Origin of the sequence: Streptomyces sp. NPDC050147 (assembly GCF_040660195.1) — a bacterium.
GTDB lineage: Bacteria > Actinomycetota > Actinomycetes > Streptomycetales > Streptomycetaceae > Streptomyces.
Genome location: NZ_JBFALJ010000002.1, coordinates 125,873 through 150,399, shown reverse-complemented (window position 1 = coordinate 150,399; position 24,527 = coordinate 125,873). Strand labels below are relative to the sequence as shown.

Here is a 24,527-nt window from a genome sequence, read left to right as displayed (position 1 = left end):
GGCGCTTAGCTCTGGCGGGGGCGCTTGAACCAGGCGGCCACGTTGCCGGTGGACAGCAGGATGACCGCCGCGATCGAGCCGAGCAGTGCGAGGCCGCCTCCCGCGTTCCCGCCGGCCAGCGCGCCGAGACCGAACAGGATCTGGACGCTCATCAGGACGATGCACGTCACCCGAACCCCGTGGCCCGCGCTCTGGAAACTGAACGCGAAGCCTGCGGCCACCAGGATGCACACGTTCGCACCGGCGGCAGCACCTGCCGTCTGCGCGTCCCCCGAAGCGGCTATGGCGACCGATCCGAGCATGGTGAGTCCGGCGAGGACCCAGATGACGATCTGCGCGGCACGCAGGGACCCCGGCATCTTCTGCAAGGCCACCGGTCCGTAGCCATATCCGTACCCGGGGTCCTGCGCCGGACCGGTGTAGCTGGGCAGGCCTGGGTGGGGGGTGGCGTGGTGGGCGGGGTGGTGGGTGGCGTAGGGGTTGGCCTGCGGGTCGTGGGGCGGCGGGGGGAGCGGGGGGAGCGGGGGGAGCGGGGGGTCCTGATTCGACATGTCCCTGACGATAGTCACAGCCGCTGCGGGGACGATCATGCGGGGGCGGATGGACCACGGGGGGGCATGAGCGGCGAGGGCTCGTGGGGTGCGTGGGCTCATCGCTCGTGCGGGACGCACAGTCACGTGGACTCATGGCTCGTGCGGGGCGAACGGTGGCCTCATGGCTTGAGCGGGACGCACGGTCACGCGGGCTCATGGGACGCCTGGACCCTTGGAACGCGTGGGCTCATGGGCCTGCATGACTCGTAGACGCGCTCGGCTCTGCGGGCACAAAAAATCGGGCCGGTCCGTGGGGGGGAGACGGACCGGCCCGAGGGGGGGTTTCCACCATAACCCTTCGTGAGTGATGCCGCTCGCATCGGCGTGCCACAACTACTCTCCGAAACCGCCCGGCAACTCCGCGGCCCTGCTTTCCCACCGATTTTCGGCCCTGGCGGCATATTCAGGCCCCGTGCGCCGGTAACCCAAAGGGGGACGGGGTCGGGCGCCCGCTTGACGCGCCGGATGCGTGAGCGCTTGACGGGGCGGACGCGCGGCGCTTGACGGGGCGGGCGTACGAGCGCTTGACGGGGTGGGCATACGGGCGCTTGACGGGGTGGACGCGCGGGCCGCTAGCTTCGGCTCGCATGGCGATGCTTCTGCTTCCGACCGGTCGGACACTCCCCCTGGAGATCGCGGACTCCGCCGGTGCGCGGCGGCGCGGGCTGCTCGGTCGGCACGGGGTCACGGGGGCCTTGCTGCTGACCCCGGCGAGCAGCGTGCACACCGTGCGGATGCGGTTCGCCATCGACGTGGCGTACCTGGACCGGGAGCTGCGGGTGCTGGCCGTGCGGACGATGCGGCCCGGGCGGATCGGGCGACCCCGGCCGCGGGCCCGCCACGTCCTGGAGGCGGAAGCCGGAGCGATGGCCGAGTGGGGCGTACACCGGGGAGTGCGGGTCGAGGTGCGACGGGGTGAGGCTGACGACGCCGCCGGAAGGTGAGAGAGCGAGAGGAAGGCGCGCGGGGCCGCGCAGCCCCCTCCACCGCGCGGCACCGCACACGTGGCTTTGCTCACGCGAATTCGCCTTGGTCTGAACTTACGTGATTCTCGCTGCTGGATCGAGCCAGTCCGGATAACGATGCGGAATCAACACCACCTGTTTCGGGATCACTTGGCTAACGATCACCCCGACAGGCAACCATCCGCCCGGTTTTCCCGTCAGGCGATTCTCGCGAGGGGCGGTGGGCCTGTCGGGGCGGTGGGCCTGTCGGGGCGGCGGGCCTGTCGGGGCGGCGGGCCTGTCGGGGCGGCGGGCCTGTCGGGGCGGCGGGCCTGTCGGGGCGGCGGGCCTGTCGGGGCGGTGGGCCTGTCGGGGCGGTGGGCCTGTCGGGGCGGCCCCTTCCGGCAGGGCAGTTCTCCCGTCAGGACTGTTCTCCCGGTCGGCGCGGCACTCGTATCCGGGCGGCCTCCCATCCGGGCAACCCTCCGTCAGGTCGGCGCTCCCGTCAGCCCGGTCCTCCCGGTCAGCACACCACTCGTATCCAGGCAGCCACCGCCAACGCGGCCCTCCCGTCAGAGCAGCCCTCCCGTCAGGCGGCCTTGCCTTCCTTCTTGCTGTCACGGTTGGCGACAAGCCGCTGCATGTTCTCGTCGCCCCACACGCCCAGCGGGATCAGTGCATCGTTCAGGGACGTGCCGAGGGGAGTCAGCGAGTACTCCACCTTCGGCGGCACCTCCCGGTACACCTCGCGATGCACGATGCCGTCGGACTCCAGCTCGCGCAGCTGCTGGATGAGGACCTTCTCGCTGATGCCGGTGATGTGCCGCCGGAGTTCGCCGAAGCGCAGTGTCCTGCCCGCGTACAGCGCCCAGAGGATCATCGGCTTCCACTTTCCGCCGACGACGTCCACGGCGGCGTCGAGCCCACAGGCGTACACCGTCTTGGTCTCCTTGGCACTCCCCCCGCCGCTGGCGCTCCCCTCGCCGCCCAGCGAACGGCCGCTCCCCGAATTACCCTCCGCGCCGCTCTTCGGCATGGTCAACTCCTCGTGTCCGCAGAGCCACTTCCCCGGTCGACAGTACCGAAGGAGACCCCGATGAGCGCCCCTTCCACCGTCACGTGGAGTGCAGCCAACGCCCGGCGCATGGAGCGGCAGTTCCTGCGGACCCCGGCCAAGCCTGGCGAGGCCGGGCCCGCCGAGGTGGTCGACGCGATGCTCGCCGCGCAGGCGCAGGTGATGTCGGCCGCCGAGCTGTCGGTGGGGCTGCGGATGGACGGGGCGACCCGGCAGGACGTACGCGACGCGCTGTGGGGTGAGGAGCCGAGCCTGGTCAAGACGTACGGGCCGCGGGGCACGATCCACTTCCTGCCGACCGCGGAACTCCCCCACTGGACGGGCGCGTTGTCCGCGGTGCCGGGTGGGCCGAGCCCGTTCAAGGCGGGTGATCGGCTGACGCCTGCCCAGACCGAGGAGATCGTGAGCGCGATCGGCGACGCGCTGGACGGGGTCCGGCTGACCATTGACGAGCTGAGCGAGGAGGTCGTGGCGCGTACGGGGCCCTGGGCGGGCGACCTGGTGTTGCCCGCCTTCCAGGGGATGTGGCCGCGGTGGCGCTCGGTCATGCATCTCGCGGGCCACCGCGGGGTGCTGTGCTTCGCGCCGAACCGGGGACGCAAGGTGACGTACACGCGTCCACCGGCCTCCGAGGAGCCGCAGCCGTCCGCCGAGGTGGCGACGGAGTGGCTGGTGCGGCGATTCCTGTACGCGTACGGCCCCGCGCAGCCGCGCGAGTTCGCCAAGTGGGCGGCAGTACCGGACGGTTGGGCGAACGGCGTCTTCGCGTCGCTGGCAGCCGCCGGGGAGATCGAGGCGGTGGAGATGGACGGGGGGTCGTCGGCCGCCGGTGCCAGTGCCGTCGCGGTCGCGACTGCGGCTACGGCTACGGCTACGGCTACGACGGTGACGGCGCCCGCGTCGGCGTCGGGGTCGGGGCGGGGGTCGGGGCGGGGGTCGGTGCCGGCGTCGGCATGGGTGGTCGCGGGTGACACGGAGTTTTCGGCGGAGCCGGTGCGGGGTGTGCGGCTGCTGCCGTACTTCGACGCGTACGTGATCGCCTCACACCCACGGTCACGGCTCTTCCCGGGCCGGGCCTACGAGCGGGCACTGGCCGGGGGCCAGGCGGGCAACTTTCCGGTGCTGTTGGTCGACGGAGTCGTGGCGGGAGTCTGGCACCAGCGGCGCTCCGGGCGGCGGTTGACGGTCACGGTCGAGCCCCTGGACGCGCTGAACACCACGCAGGAGCGGGAGCTTGCGGGGCAGGTAGAACGGGTGGGGGAAGTGTTGGAGGGCGTGGCGGAGCTGGTGGTGGGGAGGGTGACGGTGGGGGCGCATGCCTAGGGCGGGCGCGTAGGGCGGGTGGGTACGTCGGGCGGGTACGTCGGGGCGGAAGGGCGGGCGGGTACGTCGGGCGCGTACGTCGGGCGGGTACGTCGGGGCGTAGGGGCGGGCGGGTGCGTCGGGTGCGTACGTCGGACGGGTACGTGGGCGGGTCCCGTCGGGGCCTAGGACGGGCGGGTGCGTCAGGGCGTAGGGCGGGCGCGTACGTCGGGCGCCTAGGGCGACCGTGCAGGTCGGGCACGTAGGCGACCGCTTAGGGACCGCGCAGGTCGACTGCTTAGGCTGCCGCGTAGGGAGCGCTCAGCCGAGCATGCAAGCCGAGCGCGCAGGCCGACCGCGCAGCAGTCGACCGCTTAGGCAATCGCGTAGGAGCGTGCGGGCCGAGCGCGCAGACGCCACGCAGGCCGAGTACGCAGGCGCCCACGCAGGTCGAGCGCGCAGGTCTGGCCGCAGGTCGACCGCCTAGGTCCACCGCCTAGGTCCACCGCCTAGGTCCACCGCGTAGGGAGCGGGCAGGCCAAGCCCGCAGGCGCCCACGCAGGCCGAGCGCGCAGCAGTCGATCGCGTGGGTGCGTGCAGGCCGAGGGCGCAGGCACCACGCAACTCGAGCGCGCAGGCCGAGCCGCAGGTCGACCGCGCAGGTCTAGTCGCAGGCCGACCGCCTAGGTCCACCGCGTAGGGAGCACAGGCCAAGCCCGCAGGCGACCGCGCAGGTCGAGCGCGCAGATCGAGCGCGCAGGCGTCCACGCAGGTCGACCGCTTAGCTCCACCGCGTAGGGAGCACAGGCCAAGCCCGCAGGCGACCGCGCAGGTCGAGCACGCAGGCCGCCCGCTTAGGCGATCGCGTAGGGAGCACAGGCCAAGCCCGCAGCCGACCGCGCAGTTCGAGCACGCAGGCCGCCCGCTTAGGCGATCGCGTAGGGAGCGCGCAGGTGACCACGCAGACTGGGCGCGCAGGTCGACCGCTCAGGGAGCGCGCAGGCCGACCGCTCAGGCCGACCGCTCAGGCCGACCGCTCAGGTCACCCACGTAACTGCCGCTCAGCGCTTACGGGCGTCGAAGAGGTGGCGCGTGCTGTGGGCCACGAAGGAACCCTCCGCCTCGATCTGGTCGTGCATTTCCCGCAGTCGCGACCAGTACCGCTCCACCGAGAAGTCCGGCACCATCCACACCACCTTCCGCAGGAAGTGGACGACGGCACCGATGTCGTAGAACTCCATCCGCAGCCGTTCCGCCCTCAGGTCGACGATCTCCAGGCCCGCCGCCTCCGCCTCGGCCCGCTCTCCGTCGGGGTGACGCGCGTTCCGTACCGCATCGGGTTGCGGACCGAGGAAGTACTCGACTACCTCGAAGACGCTGGCGGGGCCCACGTGCTGGGCGAAGTACGTGCCACCGGGACGCAGCACGCGCGCGATCTCGTCGAAGTGCGCCTTCACCGGATGCCTGCTGGTCACCAGGTCGAACGCCTCCGCCGCGAACGGCAGCGGCGCGTCCTCCGGCGAGGCCACGACCACCGCACCTCGGGGATGCAGCAGCGAGGTGGCCTTGGCCACGTTCGGCGCCCACCCCTCCGTGGCGACGACGAGCGGCGGCAGCGAGGGCGCGGACGCGAGGACCTCGCCGCCGCCGGTCTGGATGTCGAGGGAGGCGGTGGCGTGCCCGAGCCGCTCCCCCATGGTGTAGGCATACCGCCAGGAGGGCCGCTCCTCCGTGGCCCGGCCCTCGAACCAGGAGAAGTCCCAGCCCTCGGTCGGGGCCGACTCCGCTTCCGCCACAAGTACGTCGAAACCGCTCATGGACCGATCTTCGCATCACACAGGGTCACGACTCACGCGCATTACTCCGGAGGGGCTCCGCTGACGCCTAGCGGTCTTTTGCGGCCGCTGTTCGGGGGTGGGCAGTGGCGGGGTGGGGGTTGCCACTCTGCATCCCTCCCATGTCCGGGACCCAAGTCCCCCTTATCGAGGCTTGATTAGGACGCACCTAGGGTCCGATCATGACCACAGAGAACCAGCAGCAGCCGACGGACACGGCGTCGGGCTCCTCGTCCGTCACCTTCATCAATATCTTCGAGATCGCGCCCGAGGACGTCGACGCCTTCGCCGAGAAGTGGGAGCAGCGGGCCGCCATCATGAGCAAGAAGCCGGGCTTCATCGACACCCGGCTGCATCGCGCCCAGTCCCCCGACGGCCGCTTCCAGCTCGTGAACGTGGCTCACTGGGAGAGCCAGGAGGCATGGGAAGCCGCCAGCGCCGACCCCAAGTTCGCGAACCCCGCGAACGCCGCGCGCGACTCCAAGGAAACGCCGGTCACGGCGACCCCGGGGCTGTACGACGTGGTCGTACGTTTCCCTTGACCCGCCCCCCGGAGGGGCCACCGGCGGTGGCATACGTACCGGGGCCGCCCGGTGGCCCCGAGGTTGGCGGTTCCGAGCCGGGAGTCAAGGGCGCTCCTGCGTCGCGTCGGCTGCGCCGATGACCCTCCGGGCCACCCTTGACACCCGTCCCTCCACCGCGCGAGGGAAGACGACCGGACGGCCAGGGGGCGAGACTCTCGACCACTGCCGGCTACTCACCCGGCTTCACTGCCGGGTGCGGACTGGTTCTTCTGGGGCTGGCGTCACGGGGAGGGGTGCACGGGGAGGGGAGGGGTGCATGAGGAGGGGAGGGGTGCTCGCCGCGGGGAGGGGATGGGTGCACGGGGAGGGGTGCTCGCCGCGGGGAGGGGATGGGTGCACGGGGAGGGGTGCTCGCCGCGGGCAAGGGTCGCCGGCACCGGTAAGGGTGGCCGGCTCGGGCAGGGGTGGCCGGCACGGGCAGGGGCCGGCATGTCAGGTCGCGGGTGGGTGGCTAGAGGGGTGATTTGCAGGAAAGTCCCATGTCGGGGGGTAAAGGGCGGCGGGGGCTGGTCGGGGTGGTGGGAGTTTTGTGCAGTGGGGTCGTTTCGGGCGTAGGCGGGGGGCTTTCGTCCTTGGGGCGGACCGACCGGGCTTCGGGGGCGGCGAGGCGTATCTGCCTACCCCACCGGCGCTGAACGCGTCGGTCAGTCCGGCGCGTCCTCCGGTGCGAGGCCCCGGGGGTTCGGGATCTTGCCGGGGCCCTGGCTTGGCCAGGCGCTCGGTGACGGGCCACGCGAGTGAGGGGTGTCGAGCCGCTCACGGTGCCAAGTGCCTTGGCGGCACACCAGGCCCCAGCCGGAGCTCAGGACGCTCCATTCACCCTCGTCCACGCAGCGCATCTCCTCGTGGGGACGGTAACGCCAGCGCCAGGTCCACCCCTCGCCGCGCTCGGCACAGCGGAGTTCTGTCCCGTGGCGGGTCTCGCCCGCGGGTTTCCGTGGCGAGCAGGCAGGGTTACTCCAGCCCCAAGTCCGCTTCCACTGCGGGGTCATGACCACCGTGACCACCGCGGTCGATGGGCTCGCCGAGGGCTGCTCCGGGCAGCCGCTGGACGTGGGTTCCGGAGGTGGAGCGGTGCCTGCCCAGAAACACATCATCGCGCCCTCTCCGGGGCGGGGCCCTGCAGCCGAAGGCTCGGCGGTTCCGTTTCCGCAGGCGGTGATCAGCGCCATGGTGCCGATGACGGACACGATCCCGATTGTGCGCATCCGCCTCATGGAGCGACAGGTTATGCGTGACGGCGAGAGCCCGTGGGGAGGTCCTCATAGATCGACCCAGACATGCCCTTCGTCGTACGAGGGCTCGCCCCTGAAAGGTCAGTCGGCCAGGTCGCCGATGCGTTCCAGGTACGCCTCACCTCGTGGTCGGCGGCCGGAGCCGGGCGGGGGCAGTTTGGTGTGCGGTCCACTGCGGTCCACTGCGGTCCACTGCGGTCCACCCTGGTACGGCGGTTGCGGCCTCGTAGAAGCCGTCGGCCAGCCATCGGTCGAGCTGGGGCGTCGACTGGGGGTGAGCGTAGACGGCTCGCATGCCCCTTCCAGACGGACAGGTGAAGGCGGCTCGGTCCCAGGTCAGGCCGACCGCAGCCGGTGCAGATAGCTTCCCTCCTCGGTTTCGAGTTCCTCGAAGTCCTCAAGTTTTCGTTCAGGTATGTCGCTTCGTCCGGCTTCGGGGGGAAGGGAGTCTCCTGGGTCTTCTCGCCCCTTCCCGCCCCACCCACCACACCTCGAAACGAGTGGCTGTGCCCTCGGCCGGTCGGCCCTGCGTCCGCCGTCGTCGGCGGGAGCAGACGTCGACTAAGCCGCCCACCGGCAGTCCGATGTCCATGCTCTGCTCACCTGGCTGACCCGCTGACCCGCTGACCCGCTGACCCGCTGACCCGCTCTCAGTGCATCGTGCGACCCTGCACGCATGCTCTCCCTGGGAGGGGACGGGCTGGGCCGTTTCAGGCCCGCCGCCTAGCTCTGCGCGCCCGCATCGCTTGCGCCCGCTCCTCCTCGCGGGAAGGTGACCTCGACGCGGCGGTTCTTCTTGCGGCCCTGCTCGGATGTGTTGTCCGCGATCGGATAGTCCTCGCTGTAGCCGCGTACGGAGTACGTGACCTCGGGGCCCAAGTAGCTCGCCAGCTTGTCGTGCACCGCTTCCGCGCGCTTGCGGGACAGGGTCTTGCCGTGGCTGTAGGAACCGAGGTTGTCCGTGAAGCCGAACACCCTGACGTTCGTCGCCTTCTGGGCCTTGGCCTCTTCCGCGATCGCCTTGATACGGGCGTTCGCCTCGGGGTTCAGCTTGTTGCTGTCCTTGGGGAAGAGGACTTCCGCCTGCAGCGCGAACTTCACGTCCGTGTTGGTGTCCTCGCGGCGCTCCTCGCCTCCGAGGTCCTCTACGACTGACTTGATGTCCAGGACCTTCGCGGGGGCGAGAGTCGCCCCGTCGGCCAGCTTCAGGCCCGGACTGTTGGAGTCGACCTCGGGGGGCGGGGACGTGGTGCTGCTGCCTGGGGGTGCGCTGGGGTCTTCGTCGTCCGCGTGGGCGGAGGTGCCGGTGAGGAAGACCAGGGCCGTGAGGGTGACGGTCACTGTGGCGAGGCTGCGTGATCGTGGGTGGCCCATGGGTCACTCGCCCTCGGAGATCTCGATGGAGGCGGGGGGCATCGCGCCTACCTGGAAGTCGACTTTGGTCGTCTCTGCGGGAGGCGCGGGGAACTGGGCGAACCAGTCCACCGTCTGCCCCGAGAGCACACCACCGGTGAATCGTGTGCATAGGCAACGACCCTCCGTATCGCGGAGGATGAGGTACTTCTTCTTCCCCTCGGTGTCCACGAGGCTGGCTCCAGCGATCGAGCCACCGTTCTTGGTCAGCTCCTTCTCATCCCCTCGCCAGCTGGCTGCCACCCAAGCCTTACTACCACCATTGGTCACCGTTCCCTCAACGGTGAGGAAGCCGCCCTCGTCCCGTTTGGCGGAGGTGACCTTGAGGCTTAGCCCTTGCTCACCCTTGACCTCTGCGAGCACAGAGTCCGCAGGCTCCCGGGACTCCTTGTCCTTCTCGCCACCTGCGTCATTCTTGCCGCCCGACGGCGTTGAACTCTTCTCCGTCTTGGGCTTGTCGTCGTCCCCGCCGCCGCCGCAACCGGCCACCGTGAGGACCAGCCCAGTCGTGATCGCCACAGCGGTCATTGCCCTGCGGGTCTTTATGGCGTGCCGAATGTTCATCGTTGCGGCTTCCTTCTTTCGTCGAGCACTCATCAGTCGGCCAGGTGGACGGAGAAGAGAGCGGAGGCGTCCGGGAGATCATCCAAATCGAAGTCATCCGGATCGATCTCGAAAGAGTCGCCGCCGTCACAGTCGAATTCGATGATCTTCTCTGGATCGATCGACGGAGAGACATCGCAACGCGGCTTAATGATGGCGGTGGCCTGAGCTTGGGCATGCATGGACTCCGTGCCAGGAATGATCGAGTCACCGACGGTGTACGTGGTCTCGATCCTCACCCAGAAACCTGGGTAGCCGTTCACTTCGTCCGGCCCAAAACCCTCGACGGAGGATTCGTTGTCGGCTGCAAGTGCATCCGCCGCCCCTCTGGCGCCGACTCCGGTGAACTTGTCGCCGTCCAACCAGTCGATCCAGTCGTCACCCTCGCCGATAGAGGCACCAAGCCCTTCGACAAGTTCGTCCCTGGCATCCTGAGCAGCCGCCAACGCGGCCGCGTCAGCGGCTGACTGTGCCCCATTACGTGCGGAGGCGCCCTGAGCGAAGGCGAAGAACGCGAACGCAACAAAGAGCAGAACCCCAGTCATCCAGATATAGATGGGGAGAGTCTGCCCTCGGTCACTGCCCAGGCTTCTGGACTTTACCCGCCGATAACGTTGTTGACCGCATCCAAGATCGCCCCGGAGATCAGCCCGTCCAGCCCAAGACCGTCGATCAACGTGAAGATCCCCGCAATAAGAATCATCAACCCCGCATACTCCACAAACCCAGCCCCCGCATCCCGCTCCCTCCCCCGAACCCGGGAAGTCACGGTCTCCGTCCAGTCGATCCAGACTCTGAGTACGCGATCCTTCAGCACGACGGCCCCTTCTCTCCCACCCGATACACGCACACGCACCCGCACTCGCACCGCGAACACCACCGCGAAACTCACCGCGAATCGCACCGCTGGCGCAACCGATTCCGACGCCGCTGTCGTCATAGGCAACGTACGCGAGATCTTGTGACCCAACAGCCACTCTCCGCAACCAATACCGTTTGTTGCGCGGAAGTTGGCGGGTTCCCTTCCCCGGTGGCGAGGTCATCACGCGCCCCGGAGGTGTGCGGTGGGGGTGCGTGGGTGGGTGGGCTTCTGGGTGATGTGGTTCACGACTTGCCCTCCTGTGGGGTTCGTGAAGTCATCTTTTGCAAAGGCCAGTTGGGGGAACGGCTCCGGCGAGGGTTCCGGTTGTGGGTGCCGCACGCTTCCCGACCCCTGAGTGACTGTCCCATATTTGGTTGCAGCCGCGAAGAGGTTTTGCCTGGTGGCTTGATAGCGGCGTTTGGCGCGTAGCGCTCCGTACTGGTCACGGCTCCCTCACTTCCCCAGGATCGAGCCGAAGTCCGAACCCGAGCCCAGAAACATCCCGGCCGCGATCAGGATCATCGTGGCCGGAAGCATGAACACCAGCGTCACCATCGTCGCCTTGGGGATCGTCTTCGCCGCCCTGCGGCGGGAGTTCTGGGCGTCCGTGCGGCGCATGTCCGTGGCCAGTTGGATGAGTGTGTCCGCGATGGGCGAGCCGAGTTCCTCGCCCTGTTGGAGCGCCGAGACGAACTGGGAGACCTGTTCGGAGGCGTTCCTGCGGCGCAGCTCGTCGAAGGCCTGGCGGCGGCTCACCCCCATGTCCATCTGGCGCAGGGTGATGCGCAGTTCGTCCGCCCAGGGGCCCTCGTAGCGCTCCGCGACGCGGTCCAGCGCCTGGCGGAAGCCGAGGCCCGCCGAGACCACCACCGCGAGGACGTCCAGGAAGTCCGGCAGTGTGCGGTCGATGACCTCGCGGCGTTCCCGTATCGCCTGCCAGATCAGCGCGTCCGCCGCCGTCACACCGAAGGCGAAGGTGAGCAGGCCGAAGAGGGATGAGCCGTTCGTGAGGAACACCAGCCCCATGACGAGGCCGAACAGGCCGTAGACCGCCCTCCGCGCCGCGTAGCGGTCGATCGTCAGCCCTCCCGGGTTGCCCGCCATGTCGATCTTGCGGCGTTTGGCGTCCACCCGTTTCGGGCCCATCAGGCGCAGTACGAAGGGTGCGAAGCGCATGCCCAGGCGGTCTACCGCCGAGCCCGCCGTCGAGACGCGCGTGGCGCCTACCTCCAGGGCTATCGCCAGGTCCGAGGGGAGCTTCGCCTCCGCGCGGTACATGCGGATGCCCTGGCAGACGCCTGCCACCGACAGCCCCATCACGGCCGCCATCGCCAGACCGAACACGTTGCCCCCTCCCTACACTTCGATCTTGCCGAGGCGCCTGATCACGAAGAAGCCCACCGCGTACAGGCCCAGCGCGATCAGGATCAGCGTCTGGCCCATGGGCGAACCTGTCACCCGGGCCAGCGCGCCCTCGTTGGACGAGTTGATGAGGAGCAGCGAGCCGAGGCCGAGGAGCGGGACCGTGAACGCCGTCGCGTGGACCTCCGAGAGCATCGTGCGGACCTCTCGGCGTGTTTCCTTGCGGTCCTCGAGGGTCTGGGTGAGGTTCCGGAGGGAGTTGACCACCGAGCCTCCCGCCTTGTTGGACAGGACCAGGGTGGTGACGAGGACGATCAGCTCGCGGGACGGGAGGCGTTGCGCCAGTTCGCCCAGCGTGTCGTCGATCGAGCGGCCCAGCGTCAACTGGTCGGCCACCATGGAGAGCTCTTCGCCCGCGGGGGCCTCCAGCTCCTCCGCCGCCATGGCCAGCGACGTTCTCAGGGCAAGGCCGGCCGCCGTCGCGTTCGCCAGGATGCGTGCCACGTCCGGGAGTTGGTTGATGAAGGCCTCGATGCGCTTCTGGCGTTGCCAGTTGAGGAACACGACCGCGCTCCAGACCGCCACGATGCCCGCGATCGGGCCGAAGAAGGGGGCCAGTGTGGCCGCCGCCATGAGCCAGAGCGCGGCGACGACCGCGACGACGTAGATGAAGAACTCGCCTGCCGTCAGGTCGAGTCCCGTCGCCGACAGACGCAGGTGGATGGAGCGGCCGAGGCGGGTGCGGCGCAGGCGGCGGTCGACTGCCGAGAAGCGGCGGCCACGGCCGCCGGCGTCGGCCGTGCCGGGGCCGATCGACAGGCGGTCCACCAGCGCCTGACGCTGGGCACGGCCCGACGCGTACGTGTGGACTCCCGCGACGGCGAGCGTGCCGGTCAGGATCGTCGCGCCGAGGGCCAGGAGGGCGGCTTGGTTCTCCATCAGGCGATGGCCTCTCCCGTACGCGGCTCTGTACGTGGCTTTGTACGTCGCCTTGTACGCGTCCCCGTACGCGGCTTTGTACGCCCCCGCGTACGTGCCCCCGTACGCGCCTGCGTGCTCATCCGATCGCCTCTCTCGTGTTCAGTACGTCGATGGCCTGGGCCACGCCGAAACCGGGCGGCACCGGCTCGCCCGCGACGTACAGCCGCTCGGCGACGGAGCGCGGCAGCGGCAGGTGCTCGAAGTAGCCGTGCAGGCGGCGGTCCAGGCCGTTGCCGCCCGGCCGGTGCGGCACGAAGCGGGTCACCGGGGCGATGCGGAACTGTTCGCGGCCGTGCGAGACGAGCAGGACGATCTCGGCGACCTTGCGGGAGCCGTCCGCGTGCCGGGCGAGCTGGACGACCACGTCGACGGCCGAGTTGATCTGGTCCTTCAGGGCCTCGAAGGGGATCTGGACCTCCGACATCGAGCCGAGGGTCTGGAGGCGCATCAAGGCGTCCTCCGCCGTGTTCGCGTGGACCGTCGCCAGGGAGCCGTCGTGGCCTGTGGACATGGCTTGCAGCATGTCCAGGGTCTCGCCGCCTCGGACCTCACCGACGATGATGCGGTCGGGGCGCATGCGCAGGCTGTTGCGGACCAGGTCGCGGATGGTGATCTGGCCCTTGCCCTCGACGTTCGGTGGGCGGGATTCCAGGCGGATGACGTGGTCCTGCTGGAGCTGGAGTTCGGCCGAGTCCTCGATGGTGATGATGCGTTCGTGGGCCGGGAGGAGCCCGGAGAGCGCGTTGAGGAGCGTCGTCTTCCCGGAGCCCGTGCCGCCGCTGACGATGATGTTGAAGCGTGCGCGGACGAAGGCGGACAGCAGGAGCAGCATGTGTTCGTCGAGCGACCCGAGGCCGATGAGCTCGTGCAGCGTGTACGCGCGCGGGAAGCGGCGGATGGTGAGCGTCGCGCCGGTGAGGGCGAGCGGCGGGATGATCACGTTCACGCGCTCGCCGGTGGGCAGGCGGGCGTCGACCATGGGGTTCGACTCGTCGACGCGGCGGTTGACCGTGGAGACGATGCGTTCGATGGTCTGCATGAGCTGGTCGTTCGACGCGAAACGGAGCGGGAGTTGCTCCACCCTTCCGGCTCGCTCCACGAAGATCGAGTCCGGGCCGTTCACCATGATCTCCGTGATGGAGGCGTCGGCGAGGAGCGGTTCGAGTACGCCGAGTCCCAGGGCCTCGTCGACCACGCGCCGGATGAGCTGGGAGCGCTCCGATGTCGAGAGGACGGGGCCCTCTCGGCTGATGATGTGGCCCATGACGCGTTCGAGGCGGACGCGGCGGTCCGCCGCCGTCAGGGACGACATCTCGGCGAGGTCGATCTCTTCCAGGAGCTTGGAGCGGTAGACGGCGACAAGGCTGTCGTCGCGGCTCGGGTCGCTGCCCTTGCCGTTCTCGTGCGGGGTCGCCATGCGGTCGCGGAGGCTCATCCTCTTCTCTCAGCTCCCGTCTTCGTCTTCGTCGTTGGGCATGGTGGCCGACTTCGAGACGGACCAGCCGGCGTCCACGAAGGGCAGGAGCGTGGGGACCTGGACGGTGACGTCCGCCGTCGTCGTGGCGCCGCCGCCGCTGATGGCGACGTCGGCATCGAGGCTGCCGTCCATCGCCGCCAGGCCCGCGGCCTCGCCACCCTCGCCCTGGGAGGCGACGCGGGCTGCGGCGCGGGCGCCCGAGCCCGCCTGGTTGACGGCGTAGCCGACGAGGCCCAGCTGGATGGTGGCCAGGCCGATGAGGAGCAGGATGGGGAGGAAGCCGGCGAATTCGAGCATGGATACGCCGCGGTCGTTCCAGCGGGAATTCTCGTGCCGGAGACGATGCACGCCGCCGGTCACCGGCCTCGCCGAGCTCGCCCTGTAGCGCCGGACGGGCTGGATCTTCCACGGCTTCACCGGCCTCACCCGTCCTCACCCTCCTTCGCCGCCCCCGCCTCCCCGCTGACGCTCCACCCCGCGTCGACGCCGGGGAAGAACAACGGCACGTCCGCGTCCACGTGGGCCTTCCACACCGCCCCCTCGTCCGTGCAGGCCACCTCCGCGCCCTGCCACGCCGACGGCAGATGTTTCTTCGCCGCGGCCTCGCAGGCCGCCGCGCCGCCCTCTCCCACCGCGTACGCCGCCGTGGCCGCCCGCGCCGCCTCGTCCGCGGCGTTTCCCGCCAGGGAGAACGTGTAGCCGTACAGCGCGCACTGCCACAGCAGGCCCACCACGGTGAGCAGCAGCGGGAACATCCCGGCGAACTCCAGCGTGACCGCGCCCCGGTCGCCGCCGACGCGCTTACGGAGGCTCAGCGCGCTCCGCCTGGTCCCGCCGGGCGCCTCCGGGTCCACCAGGCCGAGCTCGCCCGCCAGCGCCCACAGGGCCTGCTTGACCGAGGACTTGCTGTCCAGGTCCTGCATGCGGCCCGCGTCGACCGCGCCCTGCAGCTCCTTGAAGTTCGCGGGGACGGTGGTGCGGGCCACGCGCGTTCCCGTCACCCGTTCCACCAGGGAGGGCTGGATCTCCGCGCCCTTGCCGTGGCGGTTGACGACCGTGAGCGTCTCCTCCGCCTTACGGATCTGCAGGCGGTCCCACAGGCGGACCATGCGCTTGGCGGCGCGTACGGAGACGACGTCCGGGGTGACCAGGAGAATGGCCTGGTCGGCGAGTTCGACGGCTGCCGCGCTCGCCCCGGTGACGTACGTACCGCAGTCGACGAGTACGACGTCGTAGCGGCTGCGCAGGGCGTTGATCGTCTGGCGGGCCACCCGGTCGGTGATCTCCTCGCCGCGTTCGCCCTCGCCGGGGGCGAGAAGGACGCCGATGCCGGTCTCGTGGGTGTAGACGGCGTCCTGGAGGACGCGGGGTGTGATGTCGGTGATCGACGCCAGGTCGGCGATGGAGCGGCGGAACTGGACATCGAGGTAGGAGGAGACGTCACCTGCCTGGAGGTCCAGGTCGAGGAGTGCGACGGTGCGGCCTGAGGCCCTTGCCGCCAGAGCGAGTTGGACGGTGGCGAGGGTCGTTCCCACGCCTCCCTTGGCTCCGCTCACCGCGACGACGTGGCCACCGCCGGGGGTCTCGCCCGGCCCGGAGTAGAGCTCGATGCCCGCGCTTCCCAGGTGCCTGCGCATGCCCGCGGACCAGCCGGCCGCCGCGTGCACGCGTTCGGCGAGGGCGTCGTAGGCGAGGGGGAAGCCGACGATGCCGCGCGCGCCAGAATCCATCGCGGCGGTCAGCAGTGCCGGGCTCGTGTCGGCGGTGATCAGGACGACGCCGATGGCCGGGAAGCGGAGTACGAGGTCGCGGATGAGGTCCAGGGCGGGGACGGGGCCGATGCGCTCATGGATGAGGACGACTTCGGGGAGCTCGTCGATGGACTCCGCGGCGAGGCGGGCGAGGGTGTCGAGCAGCGCGGTCGAGTCGGCCACCGGCAGGGCGGGTTCCGCGTCCGGGAGTTGGCCGATCAGTGTCGAGAGCGCGCGGGCGGCTTCTATGTCCCCTACGGCGGGGAGGATGCGTGTCGTCATGCGGAGTCGCCTCCCGGCTGGGGGGCGTGTCCGCCTGCGGGGGGCTGGGCGTCCGGGGCACTTGCACTCGGCAGTGGGCCTGTCCCGCCTGCGGCGGGGTGGGCGTCCCGGGCACTCGCACTCGGCAGTGGGCCTGTCCCGCCTGCGGCGGGGTGGGCGTCCTGGGCGTTCTTCCCCTGCAGCGGGCGTCGGCGAACAGGCCTTTCCCGCCCACCCACCCGATTACCCCGCAGCACCCACCGACCGAACAACGCCCCGGGCCCGCCCACCGCACACCGCCGGGTAAACGGGTGGGTGGGCGGGAAAGATCCGCCGCGCAGCGGCAGCACAGGGCAGCCGCCCACACCGGAAGCGCGAGCTCCGCCGCGCAGCGGCGGCGTTGGGCGGCCAACCACGGCGGAGCCGCCACCCGGCGGCCTCACACGGTCACCCACGGCGGAGCCGCCACGCGGTGGTTCAGACGTGCAGCACATCCGCAGGCCCCCTACTTGTCCTCGTCGAGTGTGTAAGTCCGGTCACCCCGCGGGATCGCCGCCTCCTCGCCCTGGCCGACCAGGGCCAGGCGGACATGCGTGGCGAACGACTCCGCGTACGCGACGCGCTGCGCGTCCGCCGTCTCCAGGGCGAACGTGATCGGCACCGCCTCGGTCGCCGTACGACGGCTGCTGCGGTCGTCCTGGTCCGGGTCGAGGGCCGTCAGCTTGCCCACGTCGATCACCTTCGCGGACTCGACGATGACCTTCGACTGGTCCTTGGCGTTGTCGGTCTCGCCCTTGAACGTGGCGTAGATGTTGACCGTCGAGCCCGGCGTGATCTTGCCCGCGACGCCCGTCGCCGCGTCGATCATGATGGCGATCTCCTGCTGGCCCGGCTCCAGTTCGGGGCGGTTCACGATCATGTCCGTCTGGAGGAGCGACCCCTTCCGCAGCTCCGTCACCGCGATCTTTCCGCGGACCTGGCGGAGGTCGGTGACGGCGTTGTCCGACAGCCACCTCTCCGGCATCTCGACCTTCTCGAACTGGTCCGCGCTCAGCTCCTTGTAGGGGGCGATGTCCCCCTTGAGCTTGTACGCAACCACCTCAGGCCCCACCTTGGAATTCACGTCGCGGATCACCGAGAGGACTCCCGCGAACGCGCCGAACGCGGCCAGGACCGACAGGACCAGCAGGATGACGCCGCGGCGCTGGCGTGAGTTCATGAACCGGACTACCTCGATCGGGTGCGGGCGGCTACGGACAGTGATCGTTGTGGCGCGTGTTCAGTTCGGGTTCGTGCCCAGAGGGACCTGGCCTTACGTCCTGCCTCGCGGGAGCGCACGTACGGCAGGAGCAGAAGCAGAAGCAGGGGCGGGAGCGGGAGCGGGAGCCGTGGTAGGCGTGGGCGCCGCGCGTTCCGGAGGCGCCGGCAGCGGTGCGGCGCAGAAGCCGCAGCGGTCGCCGATGAGTTCGAGGCCGCACCAGTGGCAGTCGTCCCGCCGGACGGACGACACCAGTTGGTAGAGCACCGAGATGTCGGGGATCGCCGCGGCGAACTCGACGAGCTTGCCCGTCGCCCACCAGCGCCCGGAGTCCGCCGGAAGCCGCGCCTCCGCCACCTCCTGGGCCCGCCACGCGGGGGCGAGCGTCTCCGTGACCCAGCCGGATGCCAGCTGCCCGGCGGCGTACAGCATCTTCGTGCCGAAGCCGGGGCCCGGGAGCGTCGCTTCCCCCGTGACCTTGATCAGCTCGGGGCGGGGCGTGGCGAGGACGGCGAACTGGGTGCCCGGCATCCATGACTTGGCGTGGGACTGCAGCGTGACGGGGACCCGGTCCAGCTTCGCCACCGAGCCGAGCAGCGCGCCGGCGTAGATGTAGTGGGACAGGAGGCGGGCCGCCGAGGCGAGGACGCCGGGGCTGAAGTCGCAGATCGAAAGCTGGCGGAGCTGGAGCGCGAGGACCGCGAGGCCGAGCGGGGGCAGGTCCGGGCGGAGGATGGCGATGCGGTCGCTCTCCAGGACGGAGCGGATCGCGTACATGCGCTGGACGAGGGCGGGCCGCGCCGATGCGGGGCACAGGACGATCACATAGCCGTGGTGCTCGATGAGCGTGTGCATCTCGGTGAGCGCCTGGTCCAGGGAGTACGTGCGGGGTGACTGGACGGCGCTCTGCAGGACGGCCGCGGACGGGGTGTGCCGGTCGGGTGACGGCAGCACCAGGTCCGGGCCGGTGACGGCTATGGCGGTCGGCATACGCACACCCCCCGGTCTTCGTGCACTTCTGCCTCAGCACCTTATCCAGGTCATCGCCACCTCAACACCCAACTTCCCACTGTTCACGTGGAGGTTGGCCGGACTGCCGGGGTCCGGGTGATGCCAGGTGACGCCAGAGGCCTTGACAACGCAATTGGTCTGGACCAGCTTGTACAACCAAGCGCGCGCCCCAGCACCGCCGGTCGGAGCGCACGTCCACGACGTGCCGTAACCCAGGAGGCCCGCACAGGCCCGCACAGACCCGCAGCGCCGCCGCTCCCCCGGCGGCGCTGCCGCCTTCTTCGTGCGCGGTACGCGGTACGCGCTAGAAGAAGCTACTCCAGTCCTGATCCGTAATCTGCTTGATGCACAGGACCAGGAACAGCAGGCCCGCGATGGACAGCATGCCGTTGCTGAGCCAGCCGTTGCGCCACTCGCGCGGGGTGCGCGAGGAGTTGAGGAGCCAGACCAGCGTGAGCGCGAGGAACGGCATGAAGGCCGCGCCGAGCACGCCGTAGATGATGATGAGGCGGAACGGCTGCCCCTGGAAGAGCAGGATCATCGGCGGGAACGTCAGCCACAGCAGGTACGCGCGGAACGGCACCGACTTCTCGCGGGCGCCGGACGCCACCTCCTCGCCGGACACGGCCTTCTCGTCGGCGCCCGCCCGCTGCTTGCGGTAGCGCTCCACGAAGTCGGCGAACATCAGGCTCACGCCGTGCCAGACACCGATCAGCGAGGTGAAGGACGTGGCGAAGAAGCCGATCAGGAAGAGCTTGGCGGTGGCGTCGCCGTACTCCTTCTCCAGGATGCCGGAGAGCTGCACCAGGCCCTTGTCACCGCTGGCGATGGCGACGTTCGCGGAGTGCAGCAGCTCGGCGCCGACGAAGAGCATGGAGACGACGAAGATGCCGGTGGTGATGTACGCGACGCGGTTGTCGAGCCGCATCACCTTCATCCAGCCCGTGTTGGTCCAGCCCTTGGCGTTGACCCAGTAGCCGTACGCGGCGAGGGTGATCGTGCCGCCGACGCCGCCGATCAGGCCGAGCGTGTTGAGGATGGAGTCCTTCTCGTCGGGCAGCACCGGCAGCAGGCCCGCGAAGGCGTCGCCGAGGTGCGGGGTGACGCGGATGGCGAGGTAGACGGTGACGACGAACATGATGCCGACGAGCACCGTCATGACCTTCTCGAAGACGGCGTACTTGTTGAACCAGACGAAGACCAGGCCCACGAGTCCCGTGAGCATGCCCCACCACTTGAGTTCCATGACGTCCGGGAAGAGCGCCTGGAGGGGGAGTCCCGACGACGACATGGCCGCGGCCCCGTAGACGTACCCCCAGATCACCACGTAGACGACGAAGAACCACGTCGTCCAGCGGCCGATGCTGGCCCAGCCGTCGAAGAGGGTGCGTCCGGTCGCCAGGTGCCAGCGTCCGGCCGCCTCGGCGAGCGAGATCTTGACGACGCAGCCGATGACGGCGGCCCAGAGCAGGGTGTAGCCGAAGTTGCTGCCCGCGATGAGCGTGGCGACGAGGTCGCCCGCGCCGACGCCGGTCGCGGCGACGACGATGCCGGGGCCGATGTATTTCCAGCTGGACTTGCGCGGCTGGGGAGCCGCTTCTCCCTTGGCAGTGCCACTGCCTGTCGTTTCAGCCATGCCGATCAAGAAACCGCATGGCGGCGCGCGGCACAAGGGGTTGGCCGAAGACAGCATTGACGGGAGCATGCCAGGCTCCGACGATGGGGCCGCGCAACCCGCACCGCTGTCCGCACCACACGCGTCGCACTGAACCACCCCCCACCCCTCAGGAGACTTCATGCGACTTCGCATACGCGGCAGAAGATCCGCTTCCCTCGCGGTCCTTCTCGCCCTCGCCGTGGCGGCGCCCATCACCGCCAACGCCTCACCGGACTCAGCCGATCGGACCGACCGGACCGCCCAGAGCACGGCCGCGGTCGAAGACGAAACGCGCCAGTACGAGATCCCCCTCGGTGACGACCCCGCCGCCCGCACCGCACTCGCCCGCACCGGCGTCGCCATCGACGAGGTCGACGCCCGCGCGGTGGTCGTCTCGGCCGACGGCCGCGAGGCCGCAAGCCTCCGGGACGCGGGGTACAAGCTCAAGGCCCTGGCCGGGCCCCCGAAGCGTACGAACGGCGAACCGGTGGAGGCCAAGGACTTCCCGCCCGCCGACGCGAGGTACCACAACTACGCGGAGATGACCGCGGAGATCAACCAGCGCATCGCGGCTCATCCGACCCTGATGAGCAAGAGGGTCATCGGCAAGTCCTACGCGGGTCGTGACATCGTCGCCATCAAGATCAGCGACAACGTCGGCACGGACGAGGCCGAACCCGAGGTCCTCTTCACTCACCACCAGCATGCCCGCGAACACCTGACCGTCGAGATGGCGCTGTACCTTCTGCGCGAACTCGGCGACGACTACGGCACCGACGCGCGCATCAAGAAGATGGTCGACGAGCGCGAGATCTGGATCGTGCCGGACCTGAACCCGGACGGCGGCGAGTACGACATCGCGAGCGGCTCCTACCGAAGCTGGCGCAAGAACCGCCAGCCCAACAGCGGTTCGTCGAACGTCGGCACCGACATGAACCGCAACTGGAACTACCGGTGGGGCTGCTGCGGCGGCTCGTCCGGCTCCACCGGTTCGGAGACCTACCGCGGTCCGAGCGCCGAGTCGGCACCCGAGGTGAAGGTCGTCTCCAACTTCGTGCGCAGCCGCATCGTCGGCGGCAAGCAGCAGATCAGGGCCTCCATCGACTTCCACACGTACAGCGAGCTGGTCCTGTGGCCGTACGGCTACACGTACAGCGACACGGGCCCCGGCCTCACCCAGGACGACCGCGACGCGCACGCCACGGTCGGCCGCAAGATGGCCGCGAGCAACGGCTACACGCCCCAGCAGTCCAGTGACCTGTACATCACGGACGGGTCGATCAACGACTGGCTGTGGGGCAGTCAGAAGATCTTCAGCTACACCTTCGAGATGTACCCGTCGTCCGCGGGCGGCGGCGGCTTCTACCCGCCCGACGAGGTGATCGAGCGGGAGACGGCACGCAACCGTGACGCGGTGCTCCAGCTCCTGGAGAACTCGGACTGCATGTACCGGTCCATCGGCAAGGAGCAGCAGTACTGCACCGGTTGAGCGGACCGGGTGAGTGAAGGGCCGTCGCCGTCCGGCGGCGGCCCTTCGCCCAGATGCGGCGACGCCTGAACAGGACGACGATGGACACATAAGGGGACATGTAAGGGCCGCGACACGATCACCATCCCTGAGGGGGCATGTGGCCGATCCCCGGCACCTCCAGGCTGTCACTCAGGACGCTGATGTCGGGGCGTACCTTGTGGACGCGCATGACACATCTCCTGCTGGTCGCGGCGCCCGAGGCGCGGGTCGTCACCACGTTCACGGGTGCGGGGATCATGTCCTGTGAGCGCCCGCTGCCGCTCGACCGCGTCTTTCTGCTCAACCCCGGGCAGACCCTGGACGTCGGCGACCGCACCCTCACGGGGTTCAGGCCACCCCTCTTCGACAACCCGGCCACAGTCGGCTTCCTCGACGGCAAGTCGGGTGTCTGCTTCAGCTCCGACTGCTTCGGGGGGCCGATGCCCAGCGCCGACCTCGCGCAGGCCGATGACGTCCGCAGGTCCCCGTGGAGGACCTGCGGGACGGGGCGCCCGAGCTCGTCCTCTCCACGCATCTGCCGCCGGCCCTCGGAATCACCGGGACGATGATGGACACACTGGGCTCGGCGCCCGGGGCGTCACCGTTCGTGGGCCCTGACCAGGCGGCGCTGGAGCAGATGCTGGCCGGGTTCGAGCCCGCGGGCGGGCATCCGGTCGCCACATGACGAAGGTGCCCCGGACCATGGCGGCCCGGGGCACCCTCGGTGACGTACGGAGAGGAGGCGTACGAAGAAGAGGCGTACGACAGGGTGTGGTGCGGCTACACGAACAGACTGACCACGGCCGCGACCGCAAAACCGGCCACGGACAGCACCGACTCCAGGACCGTCCACGTCTTGAGCGTGTCGCGCTCCGAGATGCCGAAGTACTTCGCCACCATCCAGAAACCGCCGTCGTTCACGTGCGAGGCGAAGATCGAGCCCGCCGAGATCGCCATGATGACCAGGGCGATGAAGGCCTGGGAGTAGTCGCCCTCCGAGAGGAGAGGGGCCACGATGCCCGCCGTCGTCACGATCGCCACCGTCGCCGAGCCCTGGGCGACGCGAAGGACCAGGGAGAGCAGGTAGGCGAGGACGATGATCGGCAGGCCGACGTCCTGGAAGGTGTCGGAGAGGGCTCCCGCGACTCCACTGGCCTTGAGGACCGCTCCGAAGATGCCGCCGGCGCCGACCACGAGGAGGATGTTGCCGACCGGCTTGAGGGACGAAGTCGACACCCTCTCCAGGGACTTGCGGGACCAGCCGCGCCGGATGCCCAGCAGGTAGTACGCCATGAGCAGGGCGATCGTGAGGGCCACGAAGGGGCTGCCGAAGAACTCGATCACCGAGCGGGCGGTCGACGGGTCGAAGGCGATCGAGGAGAAGGTCGCGAGGAGGATCAGGAACAGCGGCGTCCCGATGATCGCGAAGACCGTGCCCAGCGGCACCGGCTTCTCCTGCGGGGCCACGCCTGCCGCATGCTGCTCGGCGACGACCGCGGCCTTCGCCTCTTCGGCGGCCTCGACCATGTCCTGCGGGACGGGCACGAAGATGCGCTTACCGATCCAGGCGGAGTACACCCAGGCGGCGATGACGGCCGGGATGCCGCAGACCAGGCCCATCAGGATGACCCAGCCGAGGTCCACGTGGAGCAGACCGGCCGCGGCCACCGGGCCGGGGTGCGGGGGCAGGAACGCGTGGGTCATCGACAGACCCGCGAGCAGGGGCAGGCAGTAGAGCAGGATCGACTTGCCGCTGCGCTTGGCGGCCGCGTACACGATCGGCGCGAGGACGAAGATGCCGACGTCGAAGAAGACCGGGACACCGAAGATGAGGCCCGTCAGACCCATCGCGAGGGGCGCGCGCTTCTCACCGAAGAGACCGAGCAGCCGGGACGCCAACACCTCGGCGCCGCCCGAGACTTCGAGGATCGCGCCGAGCATCGTACCGAGGCCGATGATGATCGCCACATGGCCGAGGATGCCGCCCATGCCGGACTCGATGACGGAGACCGCGTCGGACTTCTGGACCGTGCCGAAGAGTTCGGTGACGGAGAGGCCGGCCGAGAGGCCGACGACTATGGAGACCGCGAGCAGCGCCACGAAGGGCTGCAGCCTGACCTTGATGATCAGGAAGAGGAGAAGCACGATGCCGAGCGCGGCGACGGTCAGCAGACCCGCCGTGCCGTCGATCAGGGTGAGGATTCCACCTGTGTGCGGTGGCACGTCGGCGGCGGGGGCGGCCGCGAGCGCGATGAAGGGGGACGGGGACATCGTTGACCTCGTAAGTGCATGGGGCTTTCGGGGCAGGGGGGATCACGGCGCGGCGCCCGAAGGGGGGAGTTGGGCGCCGCGCCGTGAAGACGTACGGCTTGCGGGAGGTTCAAAAAGCGGGGCGGATCAGCTCAGGACGGCGAGCGCGTCGATCTCGATGAGCAGGCCCTTGGGCAGGCCCACGTAGACCGTGGTGCGGGCCGATGCGGGGGCCTTGAGGCCCTGCTCCTCGAAGTACGCGTTGTAGATCTCGTTCATCTCGGCGAAGTGGTCCACGTCCGTGAGGTAGACGCGCATCATCATCACGTCGTCCCAGGTCGCGCCGCCCTCTTCGAGGATCGCCTTGACGTTGGCGAACGTCTGGAGGGTCTGCTCGCGCAGGGTGGGGCCCGCGGGGGTGGGGGCCTTGCCCTCCTCGGCGGGGAGGAAGCCGACCTGACCGGCGACCTGAAGGATGTTGCCCTTCTTGACGCCGTGGGAGAACTTCGCGGGCGGGGTGGTGTGGGTGGCCGGGGTGAGAGCGGTCTTCTCGGTGGTCATGG

General features: G+C 69.5%; 22 protein-coding genes. 5 read left to right on the top strand and 17 right to left on the bottom strand.

All coding sequences use genetic code 11. From position 1 onward, the window contains the following. Positions 1-5: 5 nt before the first annotated feature. A complete protein-coding gene (locus AB0I94_RS04375) occupies positions 6-551 on the bottom strand; it encodes a hypothetical protein (protein ID WP_363307889.1) in 546 nt (181 codons plus the stop codon). Positions 552-1,180: 629 nt separating this feature from the next. On the opposite strand from AB0I94_RS04375, the gene AB0I94_RS04370 reads away from it, so the two are divergent. Next, positions 1,181-1,537, top strand: a complete 357-nt coding sequence (locus AB0I94_RS04370) for a DUF192 domain-containing protein (RefSeq protein WP_363307888.1) — start codon at positions 1,181-1,183, stop codon at positions 1,535-1,537. A 589-nt stretch (positions 1,538-2,126) separates the two neighbouring features. Here AB0I94_RS04370 and AB0I94_RS04365 read toward each other — a convergent pair. Then, entirely contained in the window at positions 2,127-2,573 is a 447-nt protein-coding gene (locus tag AB0I94_RS04365) for a helix-turn-helix domain-containing protein (protein ID WP_363307887.1), read from the bottom strand. 60 nt (positions 2,574-2,633) lie between these two features. Between AB0I94_RS04365 and AB0I94_RS04360 the strand changes: the two genes are divergently transcribed. Continuing rightward, on the top strand, positions 2,634-3,935 hold the full coding sequence (locus AB0I94_RS04360; protein WP_363307886.1) for a winged helix DNA-binding domain-containing protein: 1,302 nt from the start codon (positions 2,634-2,636) through the stop codon (positions 3,933-3,935). A 1,040-nt stretch (positions 3,936-4,975) separates the two neighbouring features. Here AB0I94_RS04360 and AB0I94_RS04355 read toward each other — a convergent pair. Next, entirely contained in the window at positions 4,976-5,731 is a 756-nt protein-coding gene (locus AB0I94_RS04355; RefSeq protein WP_363307885.1) for a class I SAM-dependent methyltransferase, read from the bottom strand. 200 nt (positions 5,732-5,931) lie between these two features. Between AB0I94_RS04355 and AB0I94_RS04350 the strand changes: the two genes are divergently transcribed. Next, a complete protein-coding gene (locus AB0I94_RS04350) occupies positions 5,932-6,291 on the top strand; it encodes an antibiotic biosynthesis monooxygenase family protein (protein ID WP_363307884.1) in 360 nt (119 codons plus the stop codon). 2,000 nt (positions 6,292-8,291) lie between these two features. Here AB0I94_RS04350 and AB0I94_RS04345 read toward each other — a convergent pair. The 12 genes from AB0I94_RS04345 to AB0I94_RS04290 form a co-directional block, all read right to left on the bottom strand. Next, positions 8,292-8,942, bottom strand: a complete 651-nt coding sequence (locus AB0I94_RS04345; protein ID WP_363307883.1) for an OmpA family protein — start codon at positions 8,940-8,942, stop codon at positions 8,292-8,294. Between the two features lie 3 nt (positions 8,943-8,945). Further along, entirely contained in the window at positions 8,946-9,545 is a 600-nt protein-coding gene (locus AB0I94_RS04340) for a hypothetical protein (protein WP_363307882.1), read from the bottom strand. A 32-nt stretch (positions 9,546-9,577) separates the two neighbouring features. Then, on the bottom strand, positions 9,578-10,171 hold the full coding sequence (locus tag AB0I94_RS04335; protein ID WP_363308293.1) for a pilus assembly protein TadG-related protein: 594 nt from the start codon (positions 10,169-10,171) through the stop codon (positions 9,578-9,580). 11 nt (positions 10,172-10,182) lie between these two features. After that, on the bottom strand, positions 10,183-10,401 hold the full coding sequence (locus tag AB0I94_RS04330; RefSeq protein WP_363308292.1) for a hypothetical protein: 219 nt from the start codon (positions 10,399-10,401) through the stop codon (positions 10,183-10,185). A gap of 498 nt (positions 10,402-10,899) precedes the next feature. Further along, positions 10,900-11,775 carry a DUF5936 domain-containing protein gene (locus tag AB0I94_RS04325; RefSeq protein ID WP_363308291.1) on the bottom strand — a complete coding sequence of 292 codons (876 nt, stop codon included), beginning with the start codon at positions 11,773-11,775 and terminating at the stop codon, positions 10,900-10,902. 27 nt (positions 11,776-11,802) lie between these two features. Further along, positions 11,803-12,747, bottom strand: a complete 945-nt coding sequence (locus AB0I94_RS04320) for a type II secretion system F family protein (RefSeq protein WP_363307881.1) — start codon at positions 12,745-12,747, stop codon at positions 11,803-11,805. Between the two features lie 118 nt (positions 12,748-12,865). Continuing rightward, entirely contained in the window at positions 12,866-14,224 is a 1,359-nt protein-coding gene (locus AB0I94_RS04315; RefSeq protein ID WP_363307880.1) for a CpaF family protein, read from the bottom strand. A gap of 9 nt (positions 14,225-14,233) precedes the next feature. After that, positions 14,234-14,563, bottom strand: a complete 330-nt coding sequence (locus AB0I94_RS04310) for a TadE/TadG family type IV pilus assembly protein (RefSeq protein ID WP_363308290.1) — start codon at positions 14,561-14,563, stop codon at positions 14,234-14,236. Positions 14,564-14,688: 125 nt separating this feature from the next. Continuing rightward, positions 14,689-16,299, bottom strand: a complete 1,611-nt coding sequence (locus AB0I94_RS04305) for an AAA family ATPase (protein WP_363307879.1) — start codon at positions 16,297-16,299, stop codon at positions 14,689-14,691. Between the two features lie 484 nt (positions 16,300-16,783). After that, on the bottom strand, positions 16,784-17,497 hold the full coding sequence (gene cpaB / locus AB0I94_RS04300) for a Flp pilus assembly protein CpaB (protein WP_363307878.1): 714 nt from the start codon (positions 17,495-17,497) through the stop codon (positions 16,784-16,786). A 93-nt stretch (positions 17,498-17,590) separates the two neighbouring features. Then, a complete protein-coding gene (locus tag AB0I94_RS04295) occupies positions 17,591-18,526 on the bottom strand; it encodes a hypothetical protein (RefSeq protein WP_363307877.1) in 936 nt (311 codons plus the stop codon). Between the two features lie 325 nt (positions 18,527-18,851). Continuing rightward, positions 18,852-20,183 carry an Nramp family divalent metal transporter gene (locus AB0I94_RS04290; protein ID WP_363307876.1) on the bottom strand — a complete coding sequence of 444 codons (1,332 nt, stop codon included), beginning with the start codon at positions 20,181-20,183 and terminating at the stop codon, positions 18,852-18,854. A 160-nt stretch (positions 20,184-20,343) separates the two neighbouring features. Here AB0I94_RS04290 and AB0I94_RS04285 point away from each other — a divergent pair, with 160 nt between their 5' ends. Both AB0I94_RS04285 and AB0I94_RS04280 read left to right on the top strand, forming a co-directional pair. Continuing rightward, positions 20,344-21,693 (top strand): M14 family metallopeptidase, encoded by a 1,350-nt coding sequence (locus AB0I94_RS04285; protein WP_363307875.1) that lies wholly within the window; start codon positions 20,344-20,346, stop codon positions 21,691-21,693. 209 nt (positions 21,694-21,902) lie between these two features. After that, on the top strand, positions 21,903-22,283 hold the full coding sequence (locus AB0I94_RS04280; RefSeq protein ID WP_363307874.1) for a hypothetical protein: 381 nt from the start codon (positions 21,903-21,905) through the stop codon (positions 22,281-22,283). A gap of 211 nt (positions 22,284-22,494) precedes the next feature. Here the strand turns inward: AB0I94_RS04280 and AB0I94_RS04275 are convergent, their stop codons facing one another. Further along, on the bottom strand, positions 22,495-23,985 hold the full coding sequence (locus tag AB0I94_RS04275; RefSeq protein ID WP_363307873.1) for a gluconate:H+ symporter: 1,491 nt from the start codon (positions 23,983-23,985) through the stop codon (positions 22,495-22,497). 126 nt (positions 23,986-24,111) lie between these two features. Further along, a complete protein-coding gene (locus AB0I94_RS04270; RefSeq protein WP_062770654.1) occupies positions 24,112-24,525 on the bottom strand; it encodes a RidA family protein in 414 nt (137 codons plus the stop codon). Positions 24,526-24,527: the final 2 nt, after the last annotated feature.